This is a genomic window from Streptomyces sp. WY228 (genome assembly GCF_019287315.1).
Lineage (GTDB): Bacteria > Actinomycetota > Actinomycetes > Streptomycetales > Streptomycetaceae > Streptomyces > Streptomyces caviscabies.
The window spans coordinates 1,778,426-1,804,950 of record NZ_CP079114.1 but is presented as its reverse complement, the minus strand read 5'-3'; the positions used below and the strand labels follow the sequence as shown (position 1 = coordinate 1,804,950).

20 protein-coding genes and 1 pseudogene are annotated in these 26,525 nt (G+C 72.4%); 14 read left to right on the top strand and 7 right to left on the bottom strand.

Features of this window, described 5'->3' with window-relative positions; translation table 11 throughout:
• Positions 1–58: 58 nt before the first annotated feature.
• Positions 59–2,350 carry an FdhF/YdeP family oxidoreductase gene (locus tag KV381_RS07690; RefSeq protein ID WP_218784957.1) on the bottom strand — a complete coding sequence of 764 codons (2,292 nt, stop codon included), beginning with the start codon at positions 2,348–2,350 and terminating at the stop codon, positions 59–61.
• Between the two features lie 133 nt (positions 2,351–2,483).
• Between KV381_RS07690 and polA the strand changes: the two genes are divergently transcribed.
• Positions 2,484–5,195, top strand: a complete 2,712-nt coding sequence (gene polA, locus KV381_RS07685) for a DNA polymerase I (RefSeq protein ID WP_218784956.1) — start codon at positions 2,484–2,486, stop codon at positions 5,193–5,195.
• Between the two features lie 101 nt (positions 5,196–5,296).
• On the opposite strand, the gene KV381_RS07680 is transcribed toward polA, so the two are convergent.
• On the bottom strand, positions 5,297–6,175 hold the full coding sequence (locus KV381_RS07680; RefSeq protein ID WP_218784955.1) for a DUF4184 family protein: 879 nt from the start codon (positions 6,173–6,175) through the stop codon (positions 5,297–5,299).
• Positions 6,176–6,363: 188 nt separating this feature from the next.
• On the opposite strand from KV381_RS07680, the gene KV381_RS07675 reads away from it, so the two are divergent.
• The 3 genes from KV381_RS07675 to KV381_RS07665 all read left to right on the top strand — a co-directional run bounded on the left by KV381_RS07675 (position 6,364) and on the right by KV381_RS07665 (position 9,408).
• Positions 6,364–8,124: a lytic murein transglycosylase gene (locus KV381_RS07675; protein ID WP_218784954.1), complete on the top strand. Its 1,761-nt coding sequence runs from the start codon at positions 6,364–6,366 to the stop codon at positions 8,122–8,124.
• A gap of 154 nt (positions 8,125–8,278) precedes the next feature.
• On the top strand, positions 8,279–8,416 hold the full coding sequence (locus tag KV381_RS07670) for an SPW_0924 family protein (protein ID WP_103537614.1): 138 nt from the start codon (positions 8,279–8,281) through the stop codon (positions 8,414–8,416).
• Positions 8,417–8,442: 26 nt separating this feature from the next.
• Positions 8,443–9,408, top strand: a complete 966-nt coding sequence (locus KV381_RS07665; RefSeq protein WP_030079590.1) for a DUF3068 domain-containing protein — start codon at positions 8,443–8,445, stop codon at positions 9,406–9,408.
• Here KV381_RS07665 and hrpB read toward each other — a convergent pair.
• Both hrpB and KV381_RS07655 read right to left on the bottom strand, forming a co-directional pair.
• Positions 9,395–11,896: an ATP-dependent helicase HrpB gene (hrpB, locus tag KV381_RS07660; RefSeq protein WP_218784953.1), complete on the bottom strand. Its 2,502-nt coding sequence runs from the start codon at positions 11,894–11,896 to the stop codon at positions 9,395–9,397. The two genes, KV381_RS07665 and hrpB, sit on opposite strands and share 14 nt — an antisense overlap.
• Positions 11,897–11,958: 62 nt before the next feature.
• On the bottom strand, positions 11,959–12,825 hold the full coding sequence (locus tag KV381_RS07655) for a class I SAM-dependent methyltransferase (protein WP_103537425.1): 867 nt from the start codon (positions 12,823–12,825) through the stop codon (positions 11,959–11,961).
• Positions 12,826–13,232: 407 nt separating this feature from the next.
• Here KV381_RS07655 and rpsA point away from each other — a divergent pair, with 407 nt between their 5' ends.
• Positions 13,233–14,750, top strand: a complete 1,518-nt coding sequence (gene rpsA, locus KV381_RS07650; protein WP_003969826.1) for a 30S ribosomal protein S1 — start codon at positions 13,233–13,235, stop codon at positions 14,748–14,750.
• 100 nt (positions 14,751–14,850) lie between these two features.
• Here the strand turns inward: rpsA and KV381_RS07645 are convergent, their stop codons facing one another.
• Positions 14,851–15,810 (bottom strand): right-handed parallel beta-helix repeat-containing protein, encoded by a 960-nt coding sequence (locus KV381_RS07645; RefSeq protein ID WP_218784952.1) that lies wholly within the window; start codon positions 15,808–15,810, stop codon positions 14,851–14,853.
• A gap of 275 nt (positions 15,811–16,085) precedes the next feature.
• Here KV381_RS07645 and KV381_RS07640 point away from each other — a divergent pair, with 275 nt between their 5' ends.
• The 3 genes from KV381_RS07640 (at position 16,086) to KV381_RS07630 (ending at position 18,170) form a co-directional block, all read left to right on the top strand.
• The gene (locus KV381_RS07640) at positions 16,086–17,024 is read left to right on the top strand and encodes a PAC2 family protein (RefSeq protein ID WP_030627562.1); all 939 of its coding nucleotides are present in this window, start codon (positions 16,086–16,088) and stop codon (positions 17,022–17,024) included.
• Positions 17,025–17,055: 31 nt separating this feature from the next.
• The gene (gene coaE / locus KV381_RS07635; RefSeq protein WP_218784951.1) at positions 17,056–17,661 is read left to right on the top strand and encodes a dephospho-CoA kinase; all 606 of its coding nucleotides are present in this window, start codon (positions 17,056–17,058) and stop codon (positions 17,659–17,661) included.
• A 140-nt stretch (positions 17,662–17,801) separates the two neighbouring features.
• The gene (locus KV381_RS07630; RefSeq protein ID WP_218784950.1) at positions 17,802–18,170 is read left to right on the top strand and encodes a tetratricopeptide repeat protein; all 369 of its coding nucleotides are present in this window, start codon (positions 17,802–17,804) and stop codon (positions 18,168–18,170) included.
• Between the two features lie 55 nt (positions 18,171–18,225).
• Here KV381_RS07630 and KV381_RS07625 read toward each other — a convergent pair whose 3' ends face one another.
• A complete protein-coding gene (locus tag KV381_RS07625; protein WP_103546708.1) occupies positions 18,226–18,555 on the bottom strand; it encodes a DUF6343 family protein in 330 nt (109 codons plus the stop codon).
• Between the two features lie 96 nt (positions 18,556–18,651).
• On the opposite strand from KV381_RS07625, the gene KV381_RS07620 reads away from it, so the two are divergent.
• A complete protein-coding gene (locus KV381_RS07620) occupies positions 18,652–19,350 on the top strand; it encodes a bifunctional 2-polyprenyl-6-hydroxyphenol methylase/3-demethylubiquinol 3-O-methyltransferase UbiG (protein WP_218784949.1) in 699 nt (232 codons plus the stop codon).
• Between the two features lie 32 nt (positions 19,351–19,382).
• Here the strand turns inward: KV381_RS07620 and KV381_RS07615 are convergent, their stop codons facing one another.
• Positions 19,383–19,736 (bottom strand): hypothetical protein, encoded by a 354-nt coding sequence (locus KV381_RS07615; RefSeq protein WP_030079569.1) that lies wholly within the window; start codon positions 19,734–19,736, stop codon positions 19,383–19,385.
• Between the two features lie 242 nt (positions 19,737–19,978).
• On the opposite strand from KV381_RS07615, the gene KV381_RS07610 reads away from it, so the two are divergent.
• The 5 genes and pseudogenes from KV381_RS07610 to KV381_RS07590 all read left to right on the top strand — a co-directional run bounded on the left by KV381_RS07610 (position 19,979) and on the right by KV381_RS07590 (position 26,337).
• Positions 19,979–20,869 (top strand): slipin family protein, encoded by an 891-nt coding sequence (locus KV381_RS07610; RefSeq protein ID WP_218784948.1) that lies wholly within the window; start codon positions 19,979–19,981, stop codon positions 20,867–20,869.
• Positions 20,870–21,039: 170 nt separating this feature from the next.
• Positions 21,040–24,066, top strand: coding sequence for a DEAD/DEAH box helicase (locus tag KV381_RS07605; RefSeq protein ID WP_218784947.1), 3,027 nt, complete (start codon positions 21,040–21,042; stop codon positions 24,064–24,066).
• Positions 24,063–25,442, top strand: coding sequence for an SWIM zinc finger family protein (locus KV381_RS07600; RefSeq protein ID WP_373460994.1), 1,380 nt, complete (start codon positions 24,063–24,065; stop codon positions 25,440–25,442). Before KV381_RS07605 ends, KV381_RS07600 begins: the two co-directional genes overlap by 4 nt.
• A 43-nt stretch (positions 25,443–25,485) precedes the next feature.
• Positions 25,486–26,217 (top strand): hypothetical protein, encoded by a 732-nt coding sequence (locus tag KV381_RS07595; RefSeq protein ID WP_030079561.1) that lies wholly within the window; start codon positions 25,486–25,488, stop codon positions 26,215–26,217.
• A gap of 34 nt (positions 26,218–26,251) precedes the next feature.
• Positions 26,252–26,337, top strand: a pseudogene (locus tag KV381_RS07590).
• Positions 26,338–26,525 lie beyond the last annotated feature (188 nt).

Below are 26,525 nucleotides of genomic sequence, written 5' to 3'. Positions count from 1 at the left end.
TTGGTGTCTGCACTGTTCTTATCAGACGGCTGAGCGGACGCTTAGGGAGTGGCGGTTTTCAGTCGTCGCCGGGGGCGCTCCGGGGTTCCTCGAAGCGGATGACGACCGACTTGCTGGCCGGGGTGTTGCTGGTGTCGGCCGTGGAGTCCAGGGGGACCAGGACGTTGGTCTCGGGGTAGTAGGCGGCGGCGCAGTCCCGGGCGGTGGGGTAGTGGACGATGCGGAAGCCCTCCGCGCGGCGTTCGACGCCGTCCTTCCACTCGCTGACGAGGTCGGTGTACGCGCCGTCGGCGAGGCCGAGGGCGGCGGCGTCCTCGGGGTTGACCATGACGATGCGGCGGCCGCCCTTGATGCCCCGGTAGCGGTCGTTGAGGCCGTAGATGGTGGTGTTGTACTGGTCGTGGGAGCGCAGGGTCTGCAACAGGAGCCGGCCGTCGGGGAGTTCGGGGTACTCGACGGGGGCGGCGGTGAAGTTGGCGCGGCCGGTGGCGGTGGGGAAGCGGCGTTCGTCGCGCGGGGCGTGCGGGAGGGTGAAGCCGCCGGGGTGGGCGATGCGGGTGTTGAAGTCCTGGAAGCCGGGGACGACGCGGGAGATGCGGTCGCGGATGGTGGCGTAGTCCCGTTCGAAGGCTTCCCAGTCGGTACGGGAGCGGGCGCCGAGGACCGCGCGGGCGAGGCGGGCGACGATGGCCGGCTCGGAGAGCAGGTGGGGGCTCGCGGGGGTGAGGTTGCCGCGGGAGGCGTGGACCATGCCCATCGAGTCCTCGACGGTGACGAACTGCTTGCCGCCCGCCTGGACGTCCTTGTCGGTGCGGCCCAGCGTCGGCAGGATCAGGGCGCGGGCGCCGGTGACGGCGTGGGAGCGGTTGAGCTTGGTCGAGACGTGGACGGTGAGGCGGGCACGGCGCATCGCTGCCTCGGTGACGGCGGTGTCGGGGGTGGCCGCGACGAAGTTGCCGCCCATCGCGAAGAAGACCTTCGCCTCGCCGTCGCGGAGCGCCTGGATGGAGCGCACCACGTCGTACCCGTGGTGGCGCGGCGAGGTGATGCCGAACTCCTTGTCGAGGGCGTCGAGGAAGGCCGGTGCGGGCCGTTCGAAGATGCCCATGGTGCGATCGCCCTGGACGTTGGAGTGGCCGCGCACGGGACAGACCCCGGCGCCGGGGCGGCCGATGTTTCCGCGCAGCAGGAGGAAGTTGACGACTTCGCGGATGGTGGGCACGGAGTGCTTGTGCTGGGTGAGGCCCATCGCCCAGCAGACGATGGTGCGCTTCGAGGCGAGGACGAGAGCGAGTGCCTCCTCGATCTCGGCGCGGGTGAGCCCGGTGGCCCTCAGCGTCTCGTCCCAGTCGGCCGCCTCGGCGGCCTGGGCGAACTCCTCGTAGCCGTGGGTGTGTTCGGTGACGAACGCGGTGTCGACGGCTCCCTCGGTGGCGAGGATCAGCTTGTTGAGGAGGCGGAAGAGCGCCTGGTCGCCGCCGATCCGGATCTGGAGGAACAGGTCGTTGAGCGGGGTGCCCTTGATCATGCCCTGCGGGGTCTGGGGGTTCTTGAACCGCTCCATGCCCGCCTCGGGCAGCGGGTTCACCGAGACGATCTTCGCTCCGGATTTCTTGGCCTTCTCCAGGGCGGAGAGCATCCGGGGGTGGTTGGTGCCGGGGTTCTGGCCGGCGACGATGATCAGGTCGGCCTGGTGGAGGTCCTCCAGCGAGACGCTGCCCTTGCCGATGCCGATCGTCTCGGTGAGCGCCGAGCCGGACGACTCGTGGCACATGTTGGAGCAGTCCGGCAGATTGTTGGTGCCGAACTCACGGGCGAAGAGCTGGAGCAGGAACGCGGCCTCGTTGCTGGTGCGGCCCGAGGTGTAGAAGAGGGCCTCGTCGGGGGAGCCGAGTGCGGTCAGCTCCTCGGCGATGATCGCGAAGGCCCGGTCCCAGGTGATGGCCTCGTACCGGTCGGCACCCTCGGGGAGGTACACCGGGTGGGTGATCCTGCCCTGCTGGCCCAGCCAGTAGCCGCTGCGCCCGGCGAGATCGTCGAGCGGGTGGGCGGCGAAGAAGTCGGGGGTGACGCGGCGCAGCGTCGCCTCCTCCGCGACGGCCTTCGCGCCGTTCTCGCAGAATTCGGCGGTGTGCCGCTTGTCGCCCTCGGGCCAGGCGCAGCCGGGGCAGTCGAAGCCGTTCTTCTGATTGACCTTGAGGAGGGTCTGCGCGGTGCGGCGCACGCCCATCTGCTGCTGGGCGATGCGCAGGGAGTGGGCGACGGCGGGCAGTCCGGCGGCGGCGTGCTGGGCCGACTCGACCTGCGGGGCGTCCTGGACCGGGTCACCGGTCGGCGGCTTGGTGGCCATGATGCTGCTCCCCTTCGAGCGCTCTTCCGCGTGGCGGCGTACTCATGTTCTTGTCCTCACCATCGATCCTGTCACGGCCCCGCGGAAGTCGTGCCGGTCCGGATTGTCAGTGGTCCGTGGCAGGATCGGGGGCGTGGCTGAGACGGCATCGAAGAAGACGGCAGACAACCGACCGCGCCTGCTCCTCATGGACGGGCACTCCCTGGCGTACCGGGCGTTCTTCGCCCTGCCCGCGGAGAATTTCACGACGGCGGTGGGGCAGCCGACGAACGCCGTGTACGGCTTCATGTCCATGCTGGCGAACACCCTGCGTGATGAGGCGCCCACACACTTCGCGGTCGCGTTCGACGTGTCCCGCAAGACCTGGCGTGCCCAGGAGTTCCCGGAGTACAAGGCGAACCGCTCCAAGACCCCCGACGAGTTCAAGGGGCAGGTCGAGCTGATCGGCGAGCTGCTGGACGCGATGCACGCGGACCGGTTCGCGGTGGACGGTTTCGAGGCGGACGACGTCATCGCGACGCTGGCGACCCAGGCCGAGGCGGCCGGGTTCGAGGTGCTGATCGTCACCGGCGACCGGGACTCCTTCCAGCTGATCACGGACAATGTGACCGTGCTGTACCCCACCAAGGGGGTCTCCGAGCTGACCCGGTTCACCCCGGAGAAGGTCGTCGAGAAGTACGGACTCACCCCGCGGCAGTATCCGGACTTCGCCGCCCTGCGCGGCGACCCGTCGGACAACCTCCCGGGCATCCCCGGCGTCGGCGAGAAGACGGCCGCGAAGTGGATCAACCAGTTCGGTTCGTTCGCCGAGCTGGTCGAGCGGGCCGAGGAGGTCAAGGGCAAGGCCGGGCAGAATTTCCGCGACCATCTGGACGCGGTGAAGATGAACCGCGTGCTGACCGAGATGGTCCGTGACGTGGAGCTGCCGAAGACCCCGGCCGAGCTGGAGCGCGCTCCGTACGACCGCACGGCGGTCACCGGTGTCCTGGACATACTGGAGATCCGCAACCCGAGCCTGCGCGAGCGGCTGCTGGCCGTCGACCCGGGTGCGGCGGAGGCCGAGCCGCCCGCGCCCGCCGCCGGGATCGAGCTGGACGGGGCGGTGCTCGGCTCCGGCGAGGTCGCCCCGTGGCTGGCGGAGCACGGCGCGCAGCCCCTCGGCGTCATGACCGTCGACACCTGGTCGCTCGGCGCCGGTACGGTCACCGAGATCGCGCTCGCCGCCGCCGACGGGGCCGCCGCCTGGCTGGACCCGACGCAGCTGGAGGAGGCCGACGAGCAGGCGTTCGCCGCCTGGGTGTCCGACCCGGCCCGGCCGAAGGTCCTGCACAACGCGAAGAACGTGATGCGGGTGCTGCCCGAGCACGGCTGGCGGCTCGAAGGCGTCACGATGGACACCGCGCTCGCCGCGTATCTGGTGAAGCCGGGCCGCCGCTCGTTCGCCCTGGACGCGCTGGCCGTGGAGTATCTGGGCCGCGAGCTGGCCCCGGCCGCCGCGTCCGACGGGCAGCTGGCCTTCGGCGCGGACGACCGGGCCGAGCAGGACGCCCTGATGGCCCAGGCCCGCGCCGTCCTCGACCTGGGCGACGCGTTCACCACCCGCCTCAAGGAGGTGGGCGCCGCGGAGCTGCTGCACGACATGGAGCTGCCCACCTCGATCCTGCTGGCCCGCCTGGAGCGGCACGGCATCGCCGCGGACCGGGCCCATCTCGAAGGCATGGAGCAGCAGTTCGCCGGGACCGTGCAGCAGGCGGTGAAGGAGGCGCACGCGGCGGTGGGCCGCGAGTTCAACCTCGGATCGCCCAAGCAGCTCCAGGAGATCCTCTTCGGCGAGCTGGGCCTGCCGAAGACGAAGAAGACCAAGACGGGATACACCACGGACGCGGACGCGCTGGCCTGGCTGGCCGCGCAGACCGAGCACGAGCTGCCGGTCCTGATGCTGCGCCACCGCGAGCAGGCCAAGCTGCGGGTCACCGTCGAGGGCCTGATCAAGACGATCGCCGCCGACGGCCGGATCCACACCACGTTCAACCAGACGGTCGCGGCGACCGGCCGGCTCTCCTCCACCGACCCGAACCTGCAGAACATCCCCGTCCGCACCGACGAGGGCCGGGCGATCCGCCGCGGCTTCGTCGTCGGCGACGGCTTCGAGACGCTGATGACGGCGGACTACAGCCAGATCGAGCTGCGCGTCATGGCCCACCTCTCCGAGGACGCCGGTCTCATCGAGGCGTTCACCTCCGGCGAGGACCTGCACACCACGGTCGCCTCGCAGGTCTTCGGCGTCGAGAAGGACGCGGTCGACGCGGAGATGCGCCGCAAGATCAAGGCCATGTCCTACGGCTTGGCCTACGGTCTCTCCGCGTTCGGCCTCTCCCAGCAGCTGAACATCGACCCCGCCGAGGCCCGGGTGCTGATGGACACCTACTTCGAGCGGTTCGGCGGGGTACGGGACTATCTCCACCGGGTCGTCGAGGAGGCCAGGGCCACCGGCTACACCGAGACGATCCTCGGCCGCCGCCGCTATCTCCCCGACCTCAACAGCGACAACCGGCAGCGCCGCGAGGCCGCCGAGCGGATGGCGCTCAACGCCCCGATCCAGGGCACCGCGGCGGACATCGTGAAGGTGGCGATGCTGCGGGTGGACAAGGCGCTGACCGAGGCGGAGCTGACCTCGCGGATGCTGCTCCAGGTCCACGACGAAATCGTCCTGGAGATCGCCGAGGGCGAGCGGAAGCAGGTGGAGGAGATCCTGCGCCACGAGATGGCGAACGCCGTCGAGCTGCGCGCCCCGCTGGACGTCTCGGTCGGCGTCGGCAAGGACTGGGAGTCGGCCGCGCACTGAGCCGGCGGCGCCCCCGCGTCACGGGGTGGGCCCGGAACCGCTTCCCGGTTCCGGGCCCACCCCTGTCTCCGCCACCGCCCCGAGCCGCTTGCCGTTGGTCGCTACCGCGCCCGGCCGGCCGGCTCTCCGGTGCGGGACTCCTCCGGTACGGACCCGGACCGGCCCGGACCCCGGGCTCCCCGGCGCAGCCGCAGCCGCATCCCCACTCCGTACAGCAGCAGCCCGGCCGCCAGCCCGGCGCCCGCGCCGAAGCAGGCCGTCGGGATGATGTCGAGCGGGGTCTCCACCCGGCCGAAGTGGGCGTACCAGCGGGCGCACCGATGGACCACGCCGGCCAGCACGCACACGGTCAGCAGCCCGAGCGCGCCCCACCGTTCCCGGCGGCCGAGCACCGGCACCTCCACGGGCGCGGGGGCCGGTGCGGTGCGGCGCAGCCCGGTGGCGGCGAACCAGCCGATGACCACGAGGGCCAGGGCCGAACTCCCGTACTGCACGAGCTGGAACACCGGATGGCCGCCGACGCTGCGGCTGAGCACCGGCAGCAGCTCCGTCCCCCACCGGCTGTGGTGGGTGAACGCGTCCCACACCACATGGGTGGCCGCCCCCAGCGCGCCGGAGACGGCGAACCACAGCCAGGCGGACGGCCCGAAGGAGGCGCGCGTCCACCGCTGCCCCCGGACGAACGCGTGCACCCGGCCCCGTACCCGTACCGGCAACAGCGCCACCAGCGGCTCCCGCAGCAGCGCCCACACCGCCACCAGCGCCGCGGCGATGGCCACGTTCACCGTGACCACCCCGAGGAAGGTGTGGGTGAACGAACCGAACTCCATCGCCCCGGGAACCACCGTGTCCGCGAAGTAGGTGATGTCGGGCGCGAACGAACCGGCGACGAGAGCCGAGGGGAACAGCGGCCACCGGGCGGTCCCGTTCCGGCGGATCGCCGGGAGCACGGCGGCGGCATGACTGAGCGTGAACGGCATGGCGGCAAGTATGCGGGACCGTCAGGGCACCCTTGCGTGGCCGACCGGACAACGTGCGAACGGGAACGTGAGAAAACCGTAAGAAGCGGTCAGGGCTCGGTGTCCGGGCGACACAAGTTGCCGTAGGGTCGCTGGAGTCCTCGCGCTGGGGAGCGCGAGCAGCCTTCGAGGGGGAGGGACCGGAACGTATGGCAGCGCACATTCGCCGACGTCTGCGCAAGGGGGCCACGACCACCGCGGTGGCGGCGGCCGCCGTGGCGGCACTCGCGGCCTCGCAGGCGCCCGCCGCGACCCTGGCCGACGGATCCGCGGGCAACGGCGACCCGAAGGCGGCGGGCGAGGACACCGCGAGCGCCGACAACGACGGCGCCGCGACCGGCAACTCGCCCTACTACACGGACCTTCCGCCCCTGGTCACGCCCGACAAGCCCGGATCCTCCAGTAATCTCCCGGCCACCGGCAGTGCGGAAGCGGGCATTCCGGCCTCGATCCTCGCCGCGTACAAGCAGGCCGAGCAGACCGTGGCGAGCACCGACCCGAACTGCCGGCTGCCCTGGCAGCTCCTCGCGGCGATCGGCAAGGTCGAGTCCGGCCAGGCCCGTGGCGGACGGGTCGACGCCAACGGCACCACCACCTCCCCGATCCTCGGCCCGGCCCTCAACGGCCAGGGCTTCGCGCTGATCAAGGACACCGACGGCGGGGCGTACGACGGCGACGCGGTCCACGACCGCGCGGTCGGCCCGATGCAGTTCATCCCCTCGACCTGGGCCTCCTGGGGTCAGGACGCCAACGGCGACGGCCGCAAGGACCCCAACAACATCTACGACGCGGCGCTCGCCGCCGGCCGCTACCTCTGCGCCAACGACCGCGATCTGGCCATCGCCGCCGACCTCGACAAGGCCGTGCTGAGCTACAACCGCTCCACGGAGTACCTGCGCACGGTCCGCTCCTGGTTCTCCTACTACCAGCGCGGTACGCACGAGATCCCCGACGGCACCGGAACGCTGCCCACCACCCCGAGCACCCCCTCCCCGAACCCGGGCCCGAGCACCGGCCCCAGCGTCACCCCGAGCCCGAAGCCCTCCCCGGGCAAGCCGGGCGGAAAGCCGAGCCCCGGCCCCTCGAAGCCCGGCGGCGGCTCCACCAGCCCGACGCCGAAGCCGCCCACCCCCACCCCCACGCCTACGCCGCCGGCCGAGACCTTCGGCTCCCTGGAGAACGCGGGCACCGGCCCGCTGCGCGCCACCGCGGGCCAGGAGTTCGACGAGCGGGTCTCCGTCCGCGCCCGCAACGCGCTCGGCGCCCCGCTCGCCAAGGTGCCCGTCACCTTCACCGTCACCGGGAACACCGGCACACTCTTCACCGGCGGCAAGAAGACCGTCAAGGTGACGACCGGGGCCGACGGCACCGCCACCGCCCCGGCGCTCCAGGCCGGCGAGAAGGCCGGGGAGTTCACGGTCACCGCCGTCGCCGGCGTGGGCAGGCCGCGCACCCTGACCTACGCGGCGACCGTCACCGCCCGCCAGGCCGACGCGATCGCCCGCACCGACGAGAAGGAACTTCTCGCCGCGCCCGGCGAGAAGTTCGGACACGCCGTCACCGTCAAGGCCACCTACAAGGACGCCGTCGCGGCCGGAGTGGCCGTCACCGCCACGATGGTCAAGGACCCGCTGGGGCTCATCGACAACGACAAGGGCCCGTACTTCAAGGACGCGGACGGCAAGCCGGTCCGCACCCTCACCACCCTGACGACGGACGCCGACGGTGTGCTCCGGCTCCCGGAGATCTTCGCCGACGACACCGAGGGCACCTTCACACTGCGCCTCACCACCGAGGGCGGCGCCTCGGTCGTCATCGAGCTCACCGTCCGGGCCCCGGAGGAGACGGCGCCCGAGGAGACCGACCCGGAGGAGCCCGTGCCGGGGAAGACGGAAACCCCCGAGGCCTGAGACCGCCGCACCGTACCGCCGCCGCACAGCCCCTTCACCACCCGGTGGAGGGGCTGTCCGCTCTGTTCTCATCTCGCGCCCCGGTTGCTACGGTGCCCCAGCCCTGACGGCCCATCAGGTCGCCGTCGTCGGACCACGCCCCGGGAGGCCGAGCATGCGTGCCCTCGTCGCCGCCGCCATCGGACTGGCCGCCGCCCTCGCGCTCGTGTTCACCCTCTCCGCCGTCGGCTCACCGGCCGGGGAGACCTCGCCCGAACCGCTGCTGACCACCGTCCCGGGCCCGAAGAGATAGCCGCCGCAGAGGGAGAGGTCACCACCATGCGCCGCCGAGCCGGTCTCGTACTCCTGGCCTTCGCCGTGTTCTTCGCCGCCCTGTCACCACTGTTGCGTTGGTACGCCTTCCCGCGCCTGGCGAAGGTCCCGCCGAGCCAGTACCAGGAAGTCGTCCTGGAGGCGTCCCCCGCGACCCTCCTCGACTACACCACCCTCAAGGCGAAGAAGGTCGACAAGGTCACCATCGTCCAGACGCTCAAGGGCAACGTCGAGGAGTCCGAGAAGATCGAACGCAGCGCCGGCCGCGACGTCGTCGTCTGGGACGCGCTCTCCTACATCCAGGGCCCCGACGGCACGATGGTCTCCGAGATACCCGAGCGCTACATCTTCGACGCCCACACCCAGGCCCCCGTCAACGCCACCGGCGAAATGGTCGACGGCGACCCGGTCCGGCGCGAGGGCATCGAGTTCAAGTGGCCCTTCCTCACCGAGAAACGGGACTACGAGTACTTCGACGCCCAGAGCCGCACCACCGCCCCCATCCACTACAGGGGCACCCGCACCTTCCGCGGCCTGGAGGTCTACTACTTCGAGCAGACCATCCCGTGGACCGAGGTCCCGATGCCGAAGAAGATGCCCATCGAGGGCATCACCGCCGAGCAGATCGCGCAGACCGGCATGACCCGCTGGTACACCACCAAGCGGATGTTCTGGGTCGACCCGGTCACCGGAGCCCCCGTCAACGGCGAGGAGATCCACGAGGAAGAGCTGCGCAACGCCAAGAAGATGGGCATGTCCGAGGACACCGTCACCGCGTTCTCCGGTCATGTGAAGATGCGCGAGGACTACATCGTGGACACCGTCGACCTGGTGAAGTCCCAGCGCGTCCTGGTCCTCCTGCTCACCTCGTACCTGCCGTGGGGGTTCCTGGGGCTGGGTGTCGGACTGTTCGCCCTGGCGCTGTGGCTGGAGGCGCGCTCGCGTACGCCGCGAAGCCCTACGAGCGCTTGAGCCGCGCCGAGGTGAACCGTGTCGCCGGTACGGTCGCGGGGTCCTCCGGCCACGGATGCTTCGGGTAGCGGCCGCGCAGCTCCGCCCGGACCGCCCGGTAGCCCTCCCGCCAGAACGACGCCAGGTCCGCCGTCACGGCCGCGGGCCGCCCGGCGGGGGAGAGCAGGTGGACCAGGACCGGTACCCCGGCCAGCTGCGGCGTCTCGGCCAGCCCGAACAGCTCCTGGAGCTTCACCGCCAGCACCGGCTGCTCACCGCCGTACTCCACCCGGATCCGCGAACCGCTCGGCACCTCGATCCGCTCCGGCGCCAGCTCGTCCAGCCGGACCGCCTCCCCGGTCGCCCAGGGCAGCAGCCGCCGCAACGCCTGGCCCGCGTCGATCCGCCCCAGGTCCGCCCGGCGACGGGCCCGCGACAGCTCCGGCTCCAGCCACGCCCCGGTCTCCGCGAGCAGCGCCCCGTCCGAGACGTCCGGCCACGGCGACCCCAGCACCCGGTGCAGGAACGCCAGCCGCAGCCGCAACTGCTCACTGTCCCGGGTCCACCGCAGCAGCCCGAGCCCCTCCCGCCGCAACCCCTCCACCAGGGCCCCGCGCACGAGCTCCGGATCGGGCTGCTTCAGCGGCCGTACCGCCAGCTCCACCGCCCCCAGCCGGTCCACGGACCGGGCCACCACCTCGCCGTCCACCCAGCGGACCTCCTCGCCCCGCACCCGCAGATGCCCGGCGGCCGACAGTGCGGTGGGCTCGTCGACCACCGCGGCCAGCCGTACCCGCGCGGAGGCCGCGTGGGAGGGCCGGTCCGCGACCGTCACCGCCAGCCAGGGCGCGCTGCGCAACCGTGAGCCGTCCCGCAGCTCCGCGCCCGTGCCCGACGCCATCAGGAAGGCCCCGTCGCCCCGGGCCCGCGCCACCCGCTCCGGAAACGCCAGCGCGGCGACGAGCCCCACGACGGCGTCATCGGTGCGGCCTTCACCGGTGCCGGCCTCGCTCACCTGGCCCGACAGCCGGCGCACCTCCTGCTTCCACCGCGCCGCATACCCGTCCTGGCCCCGGCGGGCCGCCCGCAGCGCTGCCGCCAGATCGTCCCCGTACTCCCTCGGCGGCTCCTCGCTCAGCAGGGCCACCACCTCCGCGGCCCGCCGCGCCCCGGCCTCCCGCGCACCGTCCAGCAGGGCCCGCGCCAGCCGGGGGTGCAGCCCGAGCCGGGACATCCGTACCCCCCGGTCGGTCACCCGGCCCTCGCCGTCCACCGCGCCGATCGCCTCCAGCACCTGACGCGCCGCGCCCATCGCCCCGGCGGGCGGCGGGTCCAGCAGCGCGAGCGACGCGGCGCCCGGATCGCCCCAGCACGCCGCCTGGAGCGCGAACGCGGCGAGGTCGGCGACCTTGATCTCCGGCGACGGGAAGGGCGCGAGCCGCCCGTCCTCGGCCTGGTCCCAGCACCGGTACACCGCCCCCGGAGCCTCCCGCCCCGCCCGCCCGGCACGCTGCCGCCCGGCCGCCCGGGAGGCCCGTACGGTCGTCAGGGCGCTCAGGCCCCGGGCGTGGTCGGTACGGGGTTCGCGCGCGAGACCCGAGTCGACGACGACCCGCACGCCCGGCACCGTCAGCGACGACTCCGCCACCGAGGTCGCCAGCACCACCCGCCGCCCCTCGGCGGAACCGGCCAGCACCGCGTCCTGCACGGCGGCCGGAGCCCGCCCGTGCACCTGAAGAACCTCCGCGTCCACCCCGGCGAGCTGCCCGGTCACCCGCGCGATCTCCCCGACCCCGGGCAGGAAACAGAGCACATCGCCCTCCCGCTCCGCCAGCGCCCGCCGCACCGTCGCCGTCACATGCGCCAGCAGTGCCGGATCGACCCTCATGCCGTGCGGCGGCTTCACCGGACGGGCGGGCGGCGCCCAGACCACTTCCACCGGGTACGAGACGCCCTCGGCCTCGACGACCGGGGCGTCGCCCAGCAGCCGCGCCCAGCCCTCCGCGTCCGTCGTCGCGGACGCCGCCACCAGCCGCAGATCGGGCCGGATCGCCTCCCGTACGTCCAGGAGGAAGGCCGCGACCGTGTCCGCGTCCAGATGCCGCTCGTGGCACTCGTCGATGATCACCGCGTCCACCCCGGCCAGCTCCTGGTCCCGCTGGAGCCGCTGGAGCAGCACCCCCGTGGTCACGACCTCCACCACGGTCCCCGGGCCCACCGCACGCTCGCCGCGCACCGTGAACCCGACCCGCTCGCCCGGCCGCTCGCCCAGCAGCCAGGCCATCCGCCGCGCCGCCGCCCGCGCGGCGATCCGGCGCGGCTCGGCGACCACGACCCGGCGCACCGGGCCCGGCCCGGTCAGCCCCGCCAGCACCAGCGGCACCAGCGTCGTCTTGCCGGTGCCGGGCGGGGCGCACAGGACGGCGACGCCCCGGTCGTCGAGCGCACGCTCCAGGGCGGGCACGGCGGTGCGGACGGGGAGGCGGTCCAGGGCTTCGGTACGGATCACGCCCCCAGTGTCGTACGGGCGCACCGGGTACGGACGGTCGGTCCCGCCCGCACCCGCATGCCTCAGGCCCGCTCGCAGACGAAGATCGCCGTGCCCGGGATCAGATGGCCGCGCAGCGGGGACCAGCCGCCCCACTCCTGGTCGTTCCAGGCGGGCCATTCCGGTTCCACCAGGTCGACCAGCCGGAAACCGCCCGCCACCACGTCCCGGACCCGGTCGCCCAGCGTGCGGTGGTGTTCCACATAGACGGCGTCGCCGTTCTCGTCCTGCTCCACATAGGGGACGCGGTCGAAGTAGGAGGCGGCGACGGAAAGGCCCTCGGGGCCGGGCTCGTCGGGGAACGCCCAGCGGATCGGGTGCGTCACGGAGAACACCCAGCGCCCGCCGGGCCGCAGCACCCGGTGGACCTCACGGAAGACCTGGACGGGGTCGGCGACGAACGGCACCGCCCCGTACGCGGAGCAGGCCAGGTCGAAGGAGCCGTCCCGGAACGGGAGCCGGCCCGCGTCCGCCTCGACCAGCGGCAGGCCCTCGCCGATCCGCAGGGCGTGCTGGAGCTGGCGGTGCGAGAGGTCGAGCGCGACCGGGCGGGCGCCCTGGCCGGCCAGCCAGCGCGAGCACTGGGCGGCCCCGGCCCCGATCTCCAGGACGTCGAGGCCCTTGAGGGCGGCGGCGGGCCCCAGCAGCGCGGCCTCCGCCTCGTCCAGCCCTTCCGGACCCCAGACGAAACGGTCGTCCCCCAGGAAGCCGCCGTGGTCCGACTGGTACTCGTCGGCGTTCCGGTCCCACCAGCCGCGGCTGGCCCGGCTGCTCTCCGCGCCGTCCGCCGCCCGGCGGGTGGCCTCGGGCTCCGCGGGCTCCTCGGGTGCCGGGAGCCCCGGGTGTTCCGGGCGTTCGGAGGAGTAGGTTCCGTGGATCTCTTGGCTCATCGTGCCCGTCGTTGTAGTTTGCCTTCACCCGCCGCGCGCGGTACGTACCAGGGGGCGCACCCCGGAGGTACGGACGTGCGTCCGCGGCGCTGTGCCGTAGTGTTCTCGGCCCGATCTGGCCTCGGAGAACATGAGTTGTGCCGGGATTGGGGCGATGTGCCCCGGGTGTGCGCCTTCGCGCATTGACCCTGTCCGGCTGCCCCCGTATGCTACAAGTTGCGCTGCGAGCCTGCGCGCCTCAGACCTAGCAGGCCGCGCTCGCGTCTGTTGCATGTCCCCTCGGTTGTCGAGGCGTCTCTCCGGAAACGGATGGCGCTTTCCAGGCTGTCCGGCTTCTGCAGAGGCGATACGGGCTTTCGGCGTAGCAGTACCTACGACTCTCTGTCCGTACCGGAGCCCTTTCCCACATGACGAGCAGCACCGAGACCACCGCCACCACTCCGCAGGTTGCGGTCAACGACATCGGCGACGCGGACGCGTTCCTCGCGGCGATCGACGAGACGATCAAGTACTTCAACGACGGCGACATCGTTGATGGTGTCATCGTCAAGGTTGACCGGGACGAGGTTCTCCTCGACATCGGTTACAAGACCGAAGGTGTCATCCCGAGCCGCGAGCTCTCGATCAAGCACGACGTCGACCCGAACGAGGTCGTCAAGGTCGGCGACGAGATCGAGGCCCTGGTTCTCCAGAAGGAGGACAAGGAAGGCCGCCTGATCCTCTCGAAGAAGCGCGCTCAGTACGAGCGTGCCTGGGGCACCATCGAGAAGATCAAGGAAGAGGACGGCATCGTCACCGGTACCGTCATCGAGGTCGTCAAGGGTGGTCTCATCCTCGACATCGGCCTCCGTGGCTTCCTCCCGGCGTCGCTCGTCGAGATGCGTCGTGTCCGCGACCTCCAGCCCTACGTGGGCAAGGAGCTCGAGGCCAAGATCATCGAGCTGGACAAGAACCGCAACAACGTGGTCCTGTCCCGCCGTGCCTGGCTCGAGCAGACCCAGTCCGAGGTTCGCCAGACGTTCCTCACCACCCTGCAGAAGGGTCAGGTCCGCTCCGGCGTCGTCTCCTCGATCGTCAACTTCGGTGCCTTCGTGGACCTGGGTGGCGTCGACGGTCTCGTGCACGTCTCCGAGCTGTCCTGGAAGCACATCGACCACCCCTCCGAGGTTGTCGAGGTCGGTCAGGAAGTCACCGTCGAGGTCCTCGACGTCGACATGGACCGCGAGCGCGTCTCCCTGTCGCTCAAGGCGACGCAGGAAGACCCGTGGCAGCAGTTCGCCCGGACGCACCAGATCGGTCAGGTCGTCCCGGGTAAGGTCACCAAGCTCGTTCCCTTCGGTGCGTTCGTGCGCGTCGACGAGGGCATCGAGGGTCTGGTCCACATCTCCGAGCTGGCCGAGCGCCACGTGGAGATCCCGGAGCAGGTCGTCCAGGTCAACGACGAGATCTTCGTCAAGGTCATCGACATCGACCTCGAGCGCCGCCGCATCAGCCTCTCGCTGAAGCAGGCCAACGAGTCCTTCGGTGGCGACCCGGCCTCGGTCGAGTTCGACCCGACGCTGTACGGCATGGCCGCGTCGTACGACGACCAGGGCAACTACATCTACCCCGAGGGCTTCGACCCCGAGACCAACGACTGGCTCGAGGGCTTCGAGGCGCAGCGCGAGGTCTGGGAGACCCAGTACGCCGAGGCGCAGCAGCGCTTCGAGCAGCACCAGGCCCAGGTCATCAAGTCCCGCGAGGCCGACGAGGCCGCTGCGGCCGAGGGCGCTGCTGCCCCGGCCGGCGCTGCTCCGGCCGCCTCCGGCGGCAGCGGTGGCGGCGGCGGTTCGTACTCCTCGGAGTCGGCGGACAACTCCGGCGCCCTGGCGTCGGACGAGGCCCTTGCCGCGCTGCGCGAGAAGCTCGCGGGCGGCCAGAGCTGACGCTCTGACCCCGGCGGCTCATCGGCTGCAGTAGCTGTAGAGCGTGGAGAGTGAGGCCCGTTCCCTTCGGGGGGCGGGCCTCACTCGCGTGTTCAGCCCGTCATGGCGTCACGGCGATGTTGGTCAGCCCCTTGCCGCCGGTGACGGTATTGCTCGCGTACACGGTGGTGCGGCAACTGGAGCTGTTGTTGGTGACGTTGATGGCGAGCTGCTTGTCGCCCGTGGCCCCGGTCAGGTTCGAGGAGTTGTTCCGGAAGACGGTGCCGCAGCCCCAGCCGCTCTGCTGGGTGTGCGTCTCGTAGCCGTTGTTGGTGGTGCGTGACCCCTTGTTGCCCTCGACCAGGACGTTGTTGCCCTTCACGTCGACCCAGGAGTCGTCGTAGTTGGCGCCCGTCAGCCCGTGGCCGTCGAAGGTGTTGCCGATGATCCTCGCGCCGGTCGTGCCTTCCTTGATGTCGATGGACTCGCCGCCGACGTCGGGGCCGATGGTGTTGTTCAGGATCTGCACGTTGTCGCTGCGGTCGGAGAGATCGCCGGCCGAACCGACGTACACGCCCTCGCCCATGCCGCGCCCGTTCTGCCCGGTGTCGTGGATCCGGGAGTTCTTCAGGACGCCGTCCTTGCTGGACTTGCGGAAGTGGACGCCCTCCATGTCGAGGTTGTGCACGGTCACCGAGTCGATCACGACCCCGTTCGCCGCGTCGGCCATGATGCCCTTCTGGCCGCCCTTGATCGTGACGCCCTGGACGGTCCAGTACGAGGCGCCGTTCAGGTGCAGCCCGTAGCCGCCGCCCGCCGTCAGGACCGCGCCGCTGGAGCCGGTGAGGGTGATCCGGGCCCCGGAGGTGCCGGGCCGGGTGGCCTTGAAGTTCCCGGTGTACGTGCCGTCGGCCAGCCGGATCGTGTCGCCGGGGGAGACGGTGGTGAGCGCCGCCTTGAGCTGGGCTGCGGTGCTCACGTCGATGACCGCGGCGTTCGCGGGCCCGGCGCCGGCCAGGGTGAGACCGCCGGCGGCCAGGGTGGCGGCGAGCAGGACGGTGAGGGGGGAGCGGGTGCGCATGGGGGTGCCTTCCCGTCGGAGGGGTCCAGGGTGTTCTCGTACATGAACATGGAACGTGTGTCTGAACGTGTTGCCTCGTGACGGTAGGGACGGCGGCGGGGCGCGTCAAGGTCTGGACCAGGATCGGCGGGCGGCGCCGGGCGCGGCGAAACGCTCACGCGGCGTGGGCGGCTGACATGCCGTCACCCGCTCGTTCCGGGGAAAGGTCCGTGTACGGGGAATGCTGGTGCCGCCGGTCGCGTTCTTCCCTAGGAACACGAGGAGGAGCGGTAACCGTGCCTGATCCGCAGAGTTTGTACGAATGGGAGCCGAAGGGCCTGGCCGTCGTCGACATGGCGCTGGCGCAGGAGTCGGCCGGCCTGGTCATGCTCTACCACTTCGACGGCTACATCGACGCGGGCGAGACCGGCGAGCAGATCGTCGACGGCCTGCTGGAGACCCTGCCGCACCAGGTCGTCGCGCGCTTCGACCACGACCGGCTCGTCGACTACCGCGCACGGCGTCCGCTGCTCACCTTCCGGCGCGACCGCTGGACGTCCTTCGAGGCCCCGACCCTGGAGGTCCGGGTGGTCCAGGACGCCACCGGAGCCCCCTTCCTGCTGCTGTCGGGCCCCGAGCCGGACGTGGAGTGGGAGCGGTTCGCCGCCGCCGTCGAGCAGATCGTCGAGCGCCTCGGCGTCCGGCTCGCGGTGAACTTCCACGGCATCCCGATGGGCGTCCCGCACACGCGCCCCGTCGGCATCACCCCGCACGGCAACCGCACCGACCTGATGCCCGGCCACCGCAGCCCCTTCGACGAGGCCCAGGTGCCCGGATCCGCCGAGGCCCTCGTCGAGTACCGGCTGATGGAGTCCGGCCACGACGTCCTCGGCGTCGCCACGCACGTACCGCACTACGTGGCCCGGTCCTCCTACCCGGACGCGGCGCTGACCGCGCTGGAGGCCATCACGGCCGCGACCGGTCTGGTGCTGCCCGCCCTCGCGCACTCCCTGCGCACCGAGGCGCACCGCACCCAGACCGAGATCGACCGGCAGATCGGCCAGGGCGACGAGGAGCTCGTCTCCCTCGTCGAGGGCCTTGAGCACCAGTACGACGCCGTCGCCGGCTCCGAGACGCGCGGCAACCTCGTCGCCGAGCCGGTCGACCTGCCGTCCGCCGACGAGATCGGCCGCGAGTTCGAGCGCTTCCTCGCCGAGCGGGAGGGCGAGGGCTGAGCGCCCCGGCCCGGCCCGTAGGCTGCGGCCCATGCTGAAAGTGGGCCTGACCGGCGGCATCGGAGCCGGTAAGAGCGAAGTGTCGCGGCTGCTCGTCGAGTACGGCGCGGTCCTGATCGACTCCGACCGGATCGCCCGTGAGGTCGTCGAGCCCGGGACGCCCGGACTCGCGGCCGTCGTCGAGGAGTTCGGGCCGGGCGTCCTGACCGGCGACGGCGTCCTGGACCGTCCGGCGCTCGGCGCGCTCGTCTTCGCCGACGACGAACGCCGGGTCGCGCTCAACGCGATCGTGCACCCCCTGGTCGGCGCCCGCGCCGCCGAGCTGGAACGGGCGGCCCCCGAGGACGCCGTCGTCGTCCACGACGTGCCCCTCCTCACCGAGAACGGTCTCGCCCCCTTCTACGACCTGGTCGTGGTCGTCGACGCCTCCGCCGAGACCCAGCTCCACCGGCTCGTGACGCTGCGCGGCATGACCGAGTCCGACGCCCGGGCCAGGATGGCCGCCCAGGCGACCCGCGAGGAGCGCCGGGCCGTGGCCGACCTGGTCGTGGACAACGACGGGCCGCGCGAGGCGCTGGACGCACAGGTCCGCGAGGTCTGGGACGAGCTGGTCCGCCGGGCTGCCGCCGCCGGTTGAGTCCGCGTGTGCGGACGCCCCGGCCGGAATACCGCGACCGGAGCGGACGTTGCACACGCGCGAGGAAGCGATGGTGGATCCGTGCGATACGACCGCGAGGAGATCGCGAGGAGATCGCGAGGAGAGGAAGGGACGCGACCGTGCCCGAGAGGAACCCGGAGACCGACGTCATCGACTTGCGCGCGGCCGAGCACCTGCTCGACGCCCGGGACCCGCGGGGCGCCGTCAAGCTCCTCGACTCGGTGATCGCCGCCCACCCGGAGAACACCGCCGCCCGGCTGCTGCGAGCCCGCGCCTTCTTCGCCGCCGCCCAACTGCGCCCCGCCGAGCTGGAGTTCGAGCTGGTGCTGGAGCGTGAGCCGGACAACGCGTTCGCCCACTTCGCGCTGGCCCGCACCTTCGAGCGGGCCGGCCGCCCCGAGCGCGCGACCCGGCACTTCCGCCTGGCGGCGGCGCTCGACCCGAAGCCGGAGTACCTGCGGGCCGCGAAGTTCGACGAGCGGGACTGAGCGGGGCGGGGCAGGGCCGGGCGGGCTTGAGGGGGCGGCGGGCCCGCGACGGATCCTAGGGCCGCCCGCCGTCGCCGCCGCCACCCGGCCGGCGCGGGCGGCCGTCGCCGTGGTCCGGTTCGTACGGCGGGACGTCACGGCCCGGCTGGTAGTGCGGGCCCTGGCGCATGCGGTACGTGATCACGCCGAGGTCCACCACCGCGAACAGCAGCACGACCGCGCAGGCCGCCGCCCAGCCGGGCCGCCCGTTCAGCGCGAAGGCCACCAGGCCGAAGAGCGCCCAGGCCATTCCCCACAGGCTCAGCCAGAGCCGCATCCGCAGCGGACTGCGGGCGGTCACGGGTTCACTCCCCGTACGCATGGCGATCACCTCACTCACCAGCATGGACCCACCCGGCGGCGGACGGAACAGCGGCAGGGCGGGGAGACGGGGCAGCGGCGGGGCGGGGAACCGTGCCCGGCGGCGGCTCGTTCGTCCGGCATGGGCGAATCACTGGTACGCGAGGGGTATGCGGGGACCGGTCCCGGAGCGATCACACCGGACGGGTGCGCGGTGGAGCTGTACCGCCGGCTGGCCGTCGGCGAGGAGCCGGACGTGATCGCGAGTGTGGCCCCCGCCGGTGCGAGCATCCTGGAGCTGGGCTGCGGGGCGGGCCGGGTGACGCACCCGCTCGTGCGGCGCGGATTCGATGTGACGGCGGTGGACGAGTCGCCGGAGATGCTGGAGCAGATCGTCGGGGCGCGCACGGTGCGCAGCCCCATCGAGTCGCTGGACCTGGGCGACGAGCGGTTCGACGTGGTGCTGCTCGGATCCTTCCTGGTCCACGCGGGCGAGCACCGGGTGCGCGACGGAATGCTGCGCGTCTGCCGGGCCCATGTGCGGGACGACGGGATCGTCCTCGTCCAGCGCGAGGGCGTGGCGCACCGCTCGGAGCTGCCGTGGGAGCGGACCGACCCGTCCGGCGGGCTGGTCCGGATCGTCTCCGCGGATCCGGTGGGCGACGGCGTGCGCTCGGTGCGCGCGGAGTATCACTTCGACGACGCGCGGTGGACGCAGACCTTCCTGTCGCGGGAGCTGTCCGACGCGGACCTCGCCGGGTATCTGGCGGCGGCCGGACTCACCGTGGACCGCACCCTCACCGACGACGGCACCTGGCTGCTGGCCCGCCCCGCGCTCTGACCGGCCGTGGCGCTCCTCGGCGCGGGCGCTGCTCAGTGCACGAAGCTGTAGCTGCGCCACGGGCCGCTGCCCGGCGCCGTCACATCGCTGAACCTGGTCGGCACATAGGTCGTCCCGCCGCCCGTGCAGTTACGCGTGCGGTAGAGGATCACGTCGACCAGCGTCCCGTTCTCCACCTCGTGGGCTCCCGCCGGGGCGATCCGGTGGCAGCCGCGTACCGACGGGCTGTTCACCTGCAGCACCGCTTCGCGCTCCGTCGTGTACGTCACCGGGCCCACGGCGGTGCGTCCGAGCCCGGAGCAGCCCGTGGCGGCGAGAGCGAGGAGCGTGGCACCGGCGGCGATCCCGAGGCGGCGTCGGCGGTGAACGGTGGCGGTCACGGACATGGGCGGGTCCTCGTCTGCTCGTCCGGTGCTCGTCCGGCGATCGGTACGTCGGGAAGACGTGCTGGCGCTGGCCACCCTGCCCGCCCGGGACCGGCCCGGCATCCTGTGCGCGGCCGACCGGGCGAGCGGCCGTCCGACGGAGACGCGACGAGAGTTCACCAGGCGCTCATGACGGGCATAAAATAATAAAAGGTGCTATATGGGCGCGTGGGTGTCCGCTCCCTTCCTCCCAGGGGGTCGTCATGGCTCAGGAACTGGTGATCGCGTTGGTGGCGGTGCTCTGCGCCGCGGTGCTCTACGTGGCGTCGGCGGCGCGGGTGATCCGCCAGTACGAGCGGGGCGTCGTGCTGCGGCTGGGCCGGCTGCGGGAGGACGTGCGGCGGCCGGGCTTCACGATGGTCGTGCCGGGCATCGACCGGCTGCGCAAGGTCAACATGCAGATCGTCACCATGCCGGTGCCCGCCCAGGACGGCATCACCCGGGACAACGTCACCGTCCGCGTGGACGCCGTCATCTACTTCAAGGTGGTCGACCCGACGAACGCCGTGATCGCGGTGGAGGACTACCGGTTCGCGGTCTCGCAGATGGCCCAGACCTCACTTCGGTCGATCATCGGCAAGAGCGATCTGGACGATCTGCTGTCCAACCGCGAGAAGCTGAACCAGGGGCTGGAGGTCATGATCGACAGTCCGGCGGTCAGCTGGGGCGTACAGATCGACCGGGTGGAGATCAAGGACGTCTCGCTGCCGGAGACCATGAAGCGGTCGATGGCCCGCCAGGCCGAGGCCGACCGCGAGCGGCGTGCCCGGGTGATCAACGCCGACGCGGAGCTCCAGGCCTCGAAGAAGCTGGCGCAGGCGGCCGGTGAGATGTCCGCCCAGCCCGCCGCGCTCCAGCTGAGGCTGTTGCAGACCGTGGTGGCCGTCGCGGCGGAGAAGAACTCCACGCTGGTGCTGCCCTTCCCGGTGGAGCTGCTCCGGTTCCTGGAACGCGCGCAGCCGCAACCGTCACCGGCGGCGGAGGCAAGGGAAACGGCGACGGGGCGCGACGGCGACGCACCGCCCGCACCACCCGCCCACCTCGCCGTCCCACCGTCCCCGGCCGCCTCCGAGCAGCCGTTCACCCATCACTGAGCGTGGTGGGACCACGCGCGGATCCAGGCCGGCGACCGACTGGCCCCCGCGTCGCTGAGCTGGGGTGATGGCGTCGCCGTCCGCAGTGTCAGACCTCCCGCCTAGACTCGCGGAGTCAGCACATTCCGTGCCGACGGAGACCGTGGATCAGGCGGGAGGGGGTGGCGGACATGACGGCACGAGCCCATGAGGGCGGGGCGCGGGGCGCCGAGGGCGCGACCGGCGCCGCCGACATCGGCCGCCTGCTGCGGGGCGCGGCGGTCTTCCTGCCCGGTCCGGTGCCCAGGGACGGCCGCATCGCCTTCTGGGACCCGCACCAGGACGGCGACGACCCGCGGCACGACGACGGTGCGCAGGGCAGGGGCGGCACGCCCTTCGGGTACGGGGACGCCACCGGGCGCCCCGACTCCGTCCCGTGCACCACCGCCCGGCTCACGGTCGTCCGGCCGGACCCGGCGGCGGGCCCCGGGCGCGTCCGCACCGCCGAGGTGCGCGCGGCACTGCTGTCCGTGGCCGACGCGCTGCCCGTGCTCGTCCGGGCCCGTCATCAGGCGTCCGCCCACCCCGCCGCCCGCTGCTGGGGCGCGGCCGCGCTGCACGCCCTCCAGCTCGTCGCCCGAGGCCGGCTCCTCCCCGGGCTCACGGCGGACGGCCACGACGCCTGGCGGGCCGGCCCGAGGGACGCCGAGGACGTCGCGCATCTGCGGGCGGTCGCCGCCGCCCTGCCGCCCGAGGGACACGCGGTGCCGGTCCCCGCTTCCGCCCCGCCCCGGCTCCCCGAACCCGAGACCCTGATCGGGGCGTTCCTGGACGCCGTCGCCGACACACTGCCGCGCACACCCGCCGCGGCGTTCGCGATGGGCGCCCCGTTCGCCGCCCGTGAGGCCCAGCATCTGCCCCACGCCGCCGCCTGGGCCGTCGAGGTGGCCTCGGGCCTGGACGCGGGCGTGCGGGTCTCGCTGCGCCTGGACCTCTCCGCGTACGAGCTGTTCGACACCGCCGACACCTACGCGGTCACGGCCGCCCACGAGGAGGCGGAGGCCGCCCACGCGTCCGGCGGTCCCGAGCATCCGGACGATCCGGCGGTCCGCCCCGCCGCCGCGGCGATCGTGCAGGTCCACAGCCTCGCCGATCCGACGTACGTGGTGGACGCGGCGGCCCTGTGGAACGGCGGGGCCGGCGAGCCGTTCGGGCCGCGCGCCCAGGTCGACGCGGTGCTGGCGCTGCGCCGGGCCGCCCGCGTCTGGGCCCCGCTGGAACGGCTCCTGGGGCAGCCCGTCCCCGATGTGCTCGCGATCACCGAGGACGAGCTGTACGAGCTGCTGAGCGACGCCGGATCCCGGCTGGCCGCCGCCGGGGTCGAGGTGCGCTGGCCGCGCGAGCTGGCCCGTTCGCTCACCGCGGCCGCCGTCGTCCGGCCCGCGCCCGGATCGGCCACCGACGGCACGTCCTTCTTCGACGCCGAGCACCTCTTCGCCTTCGACTGGCAGCTGTCCCTGGGCGACGAGCGGCTGACCGAGGCCGAGATGGACCTCCTGGCCGAGGCCCACCGCCCGGTGGTGCGGTTGCGCGACCAGTGGGTGGTCGTCGACCCCGCCCTCGTACGCAAGGCGCGCAAGCGGGAGCTGGGGCTGCTGGATCCGGTGGACGCGCTGGCCGTCGCGCTCACCGGCAGCGCCGAGGTGGACGGTGAGCGGGTGGATGCCGTGCCCGCCGGGGCGCTGGCCGCGCTCCGTACGCGGATCCTCAGCCAGGACCTGACGATCGCGCCGCCGCCCGGTCTCGACGCGACCCTGCGCGACTACCAACTGCGCGGTCTGGCCTGGCTGGACCGGATGACCTCGCTCGGACTCGGCGGCTGCCTCGCCGACGACATGGGCCTCGGCAAGACGATCACCCTCATCGCCCTCCACCTGCACCGCGCGCACCCCTCGCCCACCCTGGTGGTCTGCCCCGCCTCCCTCCTCGGCAACTGGCACCGCGAGATCAACCGCTTCGCCCCCGGCGTCCCGGTGCGCCGCTTCCACGGCACGGACCGCACCCTGAGCGATCCGGACGGCGGCTTCGTCCTCACCACGTACGGCACCATGCGCTCCAGTGCCGCGCAGCTCGCCGAGCAGAGCTGGGGCCTGGTCGTCGCCGACGAGGCGCAGCACGTCAAGAATCCGCACTCCTCCACCGCCAGGGCGCTGCGCACCATCCCCGCCCCGGCCCGGGTCGCCCTCACCGGCACCCCCGTCGAGAACAACCTCTCCGAGCTCTGGGCGCTGCTCGACTGGACCACTCCCGGACTGCTCGGCCCGCTCAAGGCGTTCCGGGCCCGGCACGCCCGGATCGTGGAGAGCACCGACACCGCCGCGGGCCTCGGCAACGAGGAGGCGGTGGAGCGGCTGTCCCGGCTGGTGCGCCCCTTCCTCCTGCGGCGCAAGAAGTCCGACCCCGGCATCGCCCCCGAGCTGCCGCCCAAGACGGAGAGCGACCACCCCGTCCCGCTCACCCGTGAGCAGGCCACGCTCTACGAGGCGGCCGTCCGCGAGACGATGGCGCAGATCGAGGCGGCGGAGGGCATCGCCCGCCGGGGCCTGATCATGAAGCTGCTGACCTCGCTCAAGCAGATCTGCAACCACCCCGCCCAGTATCTGAAGGAGGAGCCCACCCGGCTCGCGGGCCGCTCCGGCAAGCTCGCCCTCCTCGATGAACTGCTCGACACGATCCTGTCCGAGGACGGCTCGGTCCTGATCTTCACCCAGTACGTGTCGATGGCGAAGCTCCTCTCCGCGCACCTCGCCTCCCGCGCGATCCCCTCCCAACTCCTGCACGGCGGTACGCCGGTGCCCGAGCGGGAGCGGATGGTGGACCGCTTCCAGTCCGCCGAGGTCCCGGTCTTCCTGCTCTCCCTCAAGGCGGCCGGCACGGGGCTGAACCTCACCCGCGCCGCCCATGTCGTCCACTTCGACCGCTGGTGGAACCCGGCCGTGGAGGAGCAGGCCACCGACCGGGCGTACCGCATCGGCCAGACCCAGCCCGTCCAGGTCCACCGGATCGTCGCCGAGGGCACGGTGGAGGACCGGATCGCCGAGCTGCTGGAGTCCAAGCGGGCCCTGGCGGACGCGGTGCTCGGCAGCGGCGAGAGCGCCCTGACCGAGCTGAGCGACCGGGACCTCGCCGACCTCGTATCGCTGCGGAGGCCCGCATGAGTCCCCGGATGAGCCCGCGCCCGGCCCCGCGCCCGACCACCGGCCCCGCCGCCCGCAGGTCCGCCCCGCGCGCCCGGATCGGCCCGGACGATCTGCGGCGCACCTTCGAGGCGGTGCCCGCCCGCACCTCCGCCGAGGGCGAGCCCTTCGCGGACAGCTGGTGGGGCCGGGCCTGGGTGGACGCGCTGGAGTCGCTGTCTATGGACGAGGCCCGGCTCGCCCGCGGCCGTGCGTACGCCGACGACGGCCAGGTCGCCGCGATCACCGTCACCCCGGGCCGGGTCGTCGCCTATGTGCACGGCAGCCGGGCCCGCCCCTACCGCGCCGAACTGCGGCTGCGCACCTTCGCCGACCCGGGCTGGGAGGCGCTGCTCGACGCGGTCGCCGAGCGACCCGGCCATCTGTCCGCGCTGCTCGCCAAGGAGATGCCGCACTCCCTGGCCCGTACGGCACAGGAGGCCGGTGTCCGGCTGCTGCCCGCAGCCGACGACCTCGACCCCAGCTGCACCTGCCCCGACCACGGGCGGCCCTGCAAACACGTCGCCGCGCTCTGCTTCCAGACGGCACTGCTGCTCGACAGCGACCCGTTCGTCCTGCTGCTGATGCGCGGCCGGGGCGAGCGCGAGCTGCTGGAGGAGCTGGGCCGGCGCAACGCCGAGCACTCCGCCCGTGAGCGCCCCGCCGCCCCCGCCGTGCCGTCGGTCGGAGCCGAGGAGGCGTTCGCCGGACGCTTCCTGCCCCCGCTCCCGGCGCCCCTCCCGGTCCCGCCGCACCCCGGCCAGCCGCCCTCGTACCCGGATCTGCCCGGCGCCCGCGACCCGTTGGGCCTGGACCACCTCGCCACCGACGCCGCCGCCCGCGCCCACGCCCTGCTGGCCACGGGCCGCGATCCGCTGGCCGGGTTCACCGCCTGGCAGGACGCCGTCCGCCTCGCCGCCTCGCGGCCGACGGCCGGGCTCACCGCCACCACCCGCGCGCTCTACCGCGAGCTGGCGTACGCCACCGGCCGCACCACTACCGACCTCGCCCGCGCCGTCGCCGCCTGGCGGCAGGGCGCTGCCGGGGGCCTCGCGGTCCTGGAGACGCCCTGGGACCCGCCGGCCGGGCCCTTCGACCGGGCCAGGCCCGCGCTCGCCGCCGCCGGCTACCCGCGCTTCACGCCCTGGCGCAACCACCTGACCCACCCGGCCGGTTCGCTCCAGCTCCGCTTCGGCCAGGACATGCGCTGGTACGGCTACGAGTCCGACCCCGGCGCCGACGACTGGTGGCCGCGAGCCGCCCCGGACCCCGACCCGGTGTCGGCCCTCGGAGCCCTGCTCGCCGGAGACTCCGTCCCGGACACCGCCGGCGACGACGACCCCCACTACGTACGGTAAAACCCTTGGCCACCAGGGTGTTGTTCTTGTTAGCGTCCTCGACGTGGCGAAACTCAATCAGATCATCGCAGTGGAGAAGGGCGTCAAGTCCAAGGCACACCAGGACCTGACGGCGGCCCATCACGGCCTCCAGAAGACCGGACTGCTGGCCGGGATCTCCCGGACCTACCAGCCCAAGGACGAGGAGGGCGAGCAGCTTCCGCCCGAGTCGACCCTGGTCCAGGTCAAGGCCGAGGACGTGCTGCGGGACACCGCGGCCACGCTGACCCGCCTCTTCGACGTGACCGCCACGAAGGACTGGGCGAACTGCACGGCCCGGGCCGATGTGAAGGTCGACGGACGGGTGCTGGTGAGCGAGGTGCCGGTGTCGTACCTGCTCTTCCTGGAGAAGCAGCTGACCGACCTGAACACCTTCATCCGCAAGCTGCCCGTGCTGGACGCCGCCGAGGCCTGGGTGCAGGACCCGTCGACCGACTCCTGGAAGACCGAGCCGGTCCGCACCCTCCGCACGAAGAAGGTGCCCCGCAACCACGTCAAGGCGGAGGCCACCGACAAGCACCCGGCGCAGGTCGAGGTGTACTACGAGGACGTCCCGATCGGGTACTGGACGACGGTGAAGTTCTCCGGCGCGCTGCCCGCGCGGCGCGTCAACGAACTGCTGGACCGGATCGAGAAGCTCCAGCAGGCCGTGAAGTTCGCCCGCGAGGAGGCCAATGGCGCGGACGTCACCGACCAGCGGGTGGGTGATGCGGTATTCGGTTACCTCTTCGGGTGACCGACCATGGATTCCCCGGCCGCCGATCAAGGGGGCCGGGGTGCGCGAGGAGCGCAAGCTGAAACTGAAGCTTGTCGTGAAGGCGCGGTACCAGTGGAGGTTCGACTCCTCCCTCCGGCACGGGCCGGAGTAGCCCAAGTTGGCAGAGGCAGCCGCCGTCAATCTCAGACTCTTGCTCCAGACTCAGCATTCGCCGCCGATCGCCGGATCGAACGGGCCCGGGCCCGTGCGCGTCGAAATGCCGGTTCAAGTCCGGCCCGCAGAGCTTCGATCTGCGGTGGTCCAAAGGCAGGACGCGACGACATCAG

Bases quoted from the DNA above. Each gene is read 5' to 3' on its own strand.
- KV381_RS07655 (WP_103537425.1), bottom strand. From the start codon at position 12,825: ATGAGCCAAGAGATCCACGGAACCTACTCCTCCGAACGCCCGGAACAC.
- KV381_RS07665 (WP_030079590.1), top strand. From the start codon at position 8,443: ATGCGCCGCCGAGCCGGTCTCGTACTCCTGGCCTTCGCCGTGTTCTTC.
- KV381_RS07625 (WP_103546708.1), bottom strand. From the start codon at position 18,555: ATGCTGGTGAGTGAGGTGATCGCCATGCGTACGGGGAGTGAACCCGTG.
- KV381_RS07620 (WP_218784949.1), top strand. From the start codon at position 18,652: ATGGGCGAATCACTGGTACGCGAGGGGTATGCGGGGACCGGTCCCGGA.
- KV381_RS07600 (WP_373460994.1), top strand. From the start codon at position 24,063: ATGAGTCCCCGGATGAGCCCGCGCCCGGCCCCGCGCCCGACCACCGGC.
- KV381_RS07690 (WP_218784957.1), bottom strand. From the start codon at position 2,350: ATGGCCACCAAGCCGCCGACCGGTGACCCGGTCCAGGACGCCCCGCAG.
- KV381_RS07615 (WP_030079569.1), bottom strand. From the start codon at position 19,736: ATGTCCGTGACCGCCACCGTTCACCGCCGACGCCGCCTCGGGATCGCC.
- coaE (WP_218784951.1), top strand. From the start codon at position 17,056: ATGCTGAAAGTGGGCCTGACCGGCGGCATCGGAGCCGGTAAGAGCGAA.
- rpsA (WP_003969826.1), top strand. From the start codon at position 13,233: ATGACGAGCAGCACCGAGACCACCGCCACCACTCCGCAGGTTGCGGTC.
- KV381_RS07645 (WP_218784952.1), bottom strand. From the start codon at position 15,810: ATGCGCACCCGCTCCCCCCTCACCGTCCTGCTCGCCGCCACCCTGGCC.
- KV381_RS07610 (WP_218784948.1), top strand. From the start codon at position 19,979: ATGGCTCAGGAACTGGTGATCGCGTTGGTGGCGGTGCTCTGCGCCGCG.
- KV381_RS07680 (WP_218784955.1), bottom strand. From the start codon at position 6,175: ATGCCGTTCACGCTCAGTCATGCCGCCGCCGTGCTCCCGGCGATCCGC.
- KV381_RS07675 (WP_218784954.1), top strand. From the start codon at position 6,364: ATGGCAGCGCACATTCGCCGACGTCTGCGCAAGGGGGCCACGACCACC.
- KV381_RS07670 (WP_103537614.1), top strand. From the start codon at position 8,279: ATGCGTGCCCTCGTCGCCGCCGCCATCGGACTGGCCGCCGCCCTCGCG.
- KV381_RS07605 (WP_218784947.1), top strand. From the start codon at position 21,040: ATGACGGCACGAGCCCATGAGGGCGGGGCGCGGGGCGCCGAGGGCGCG.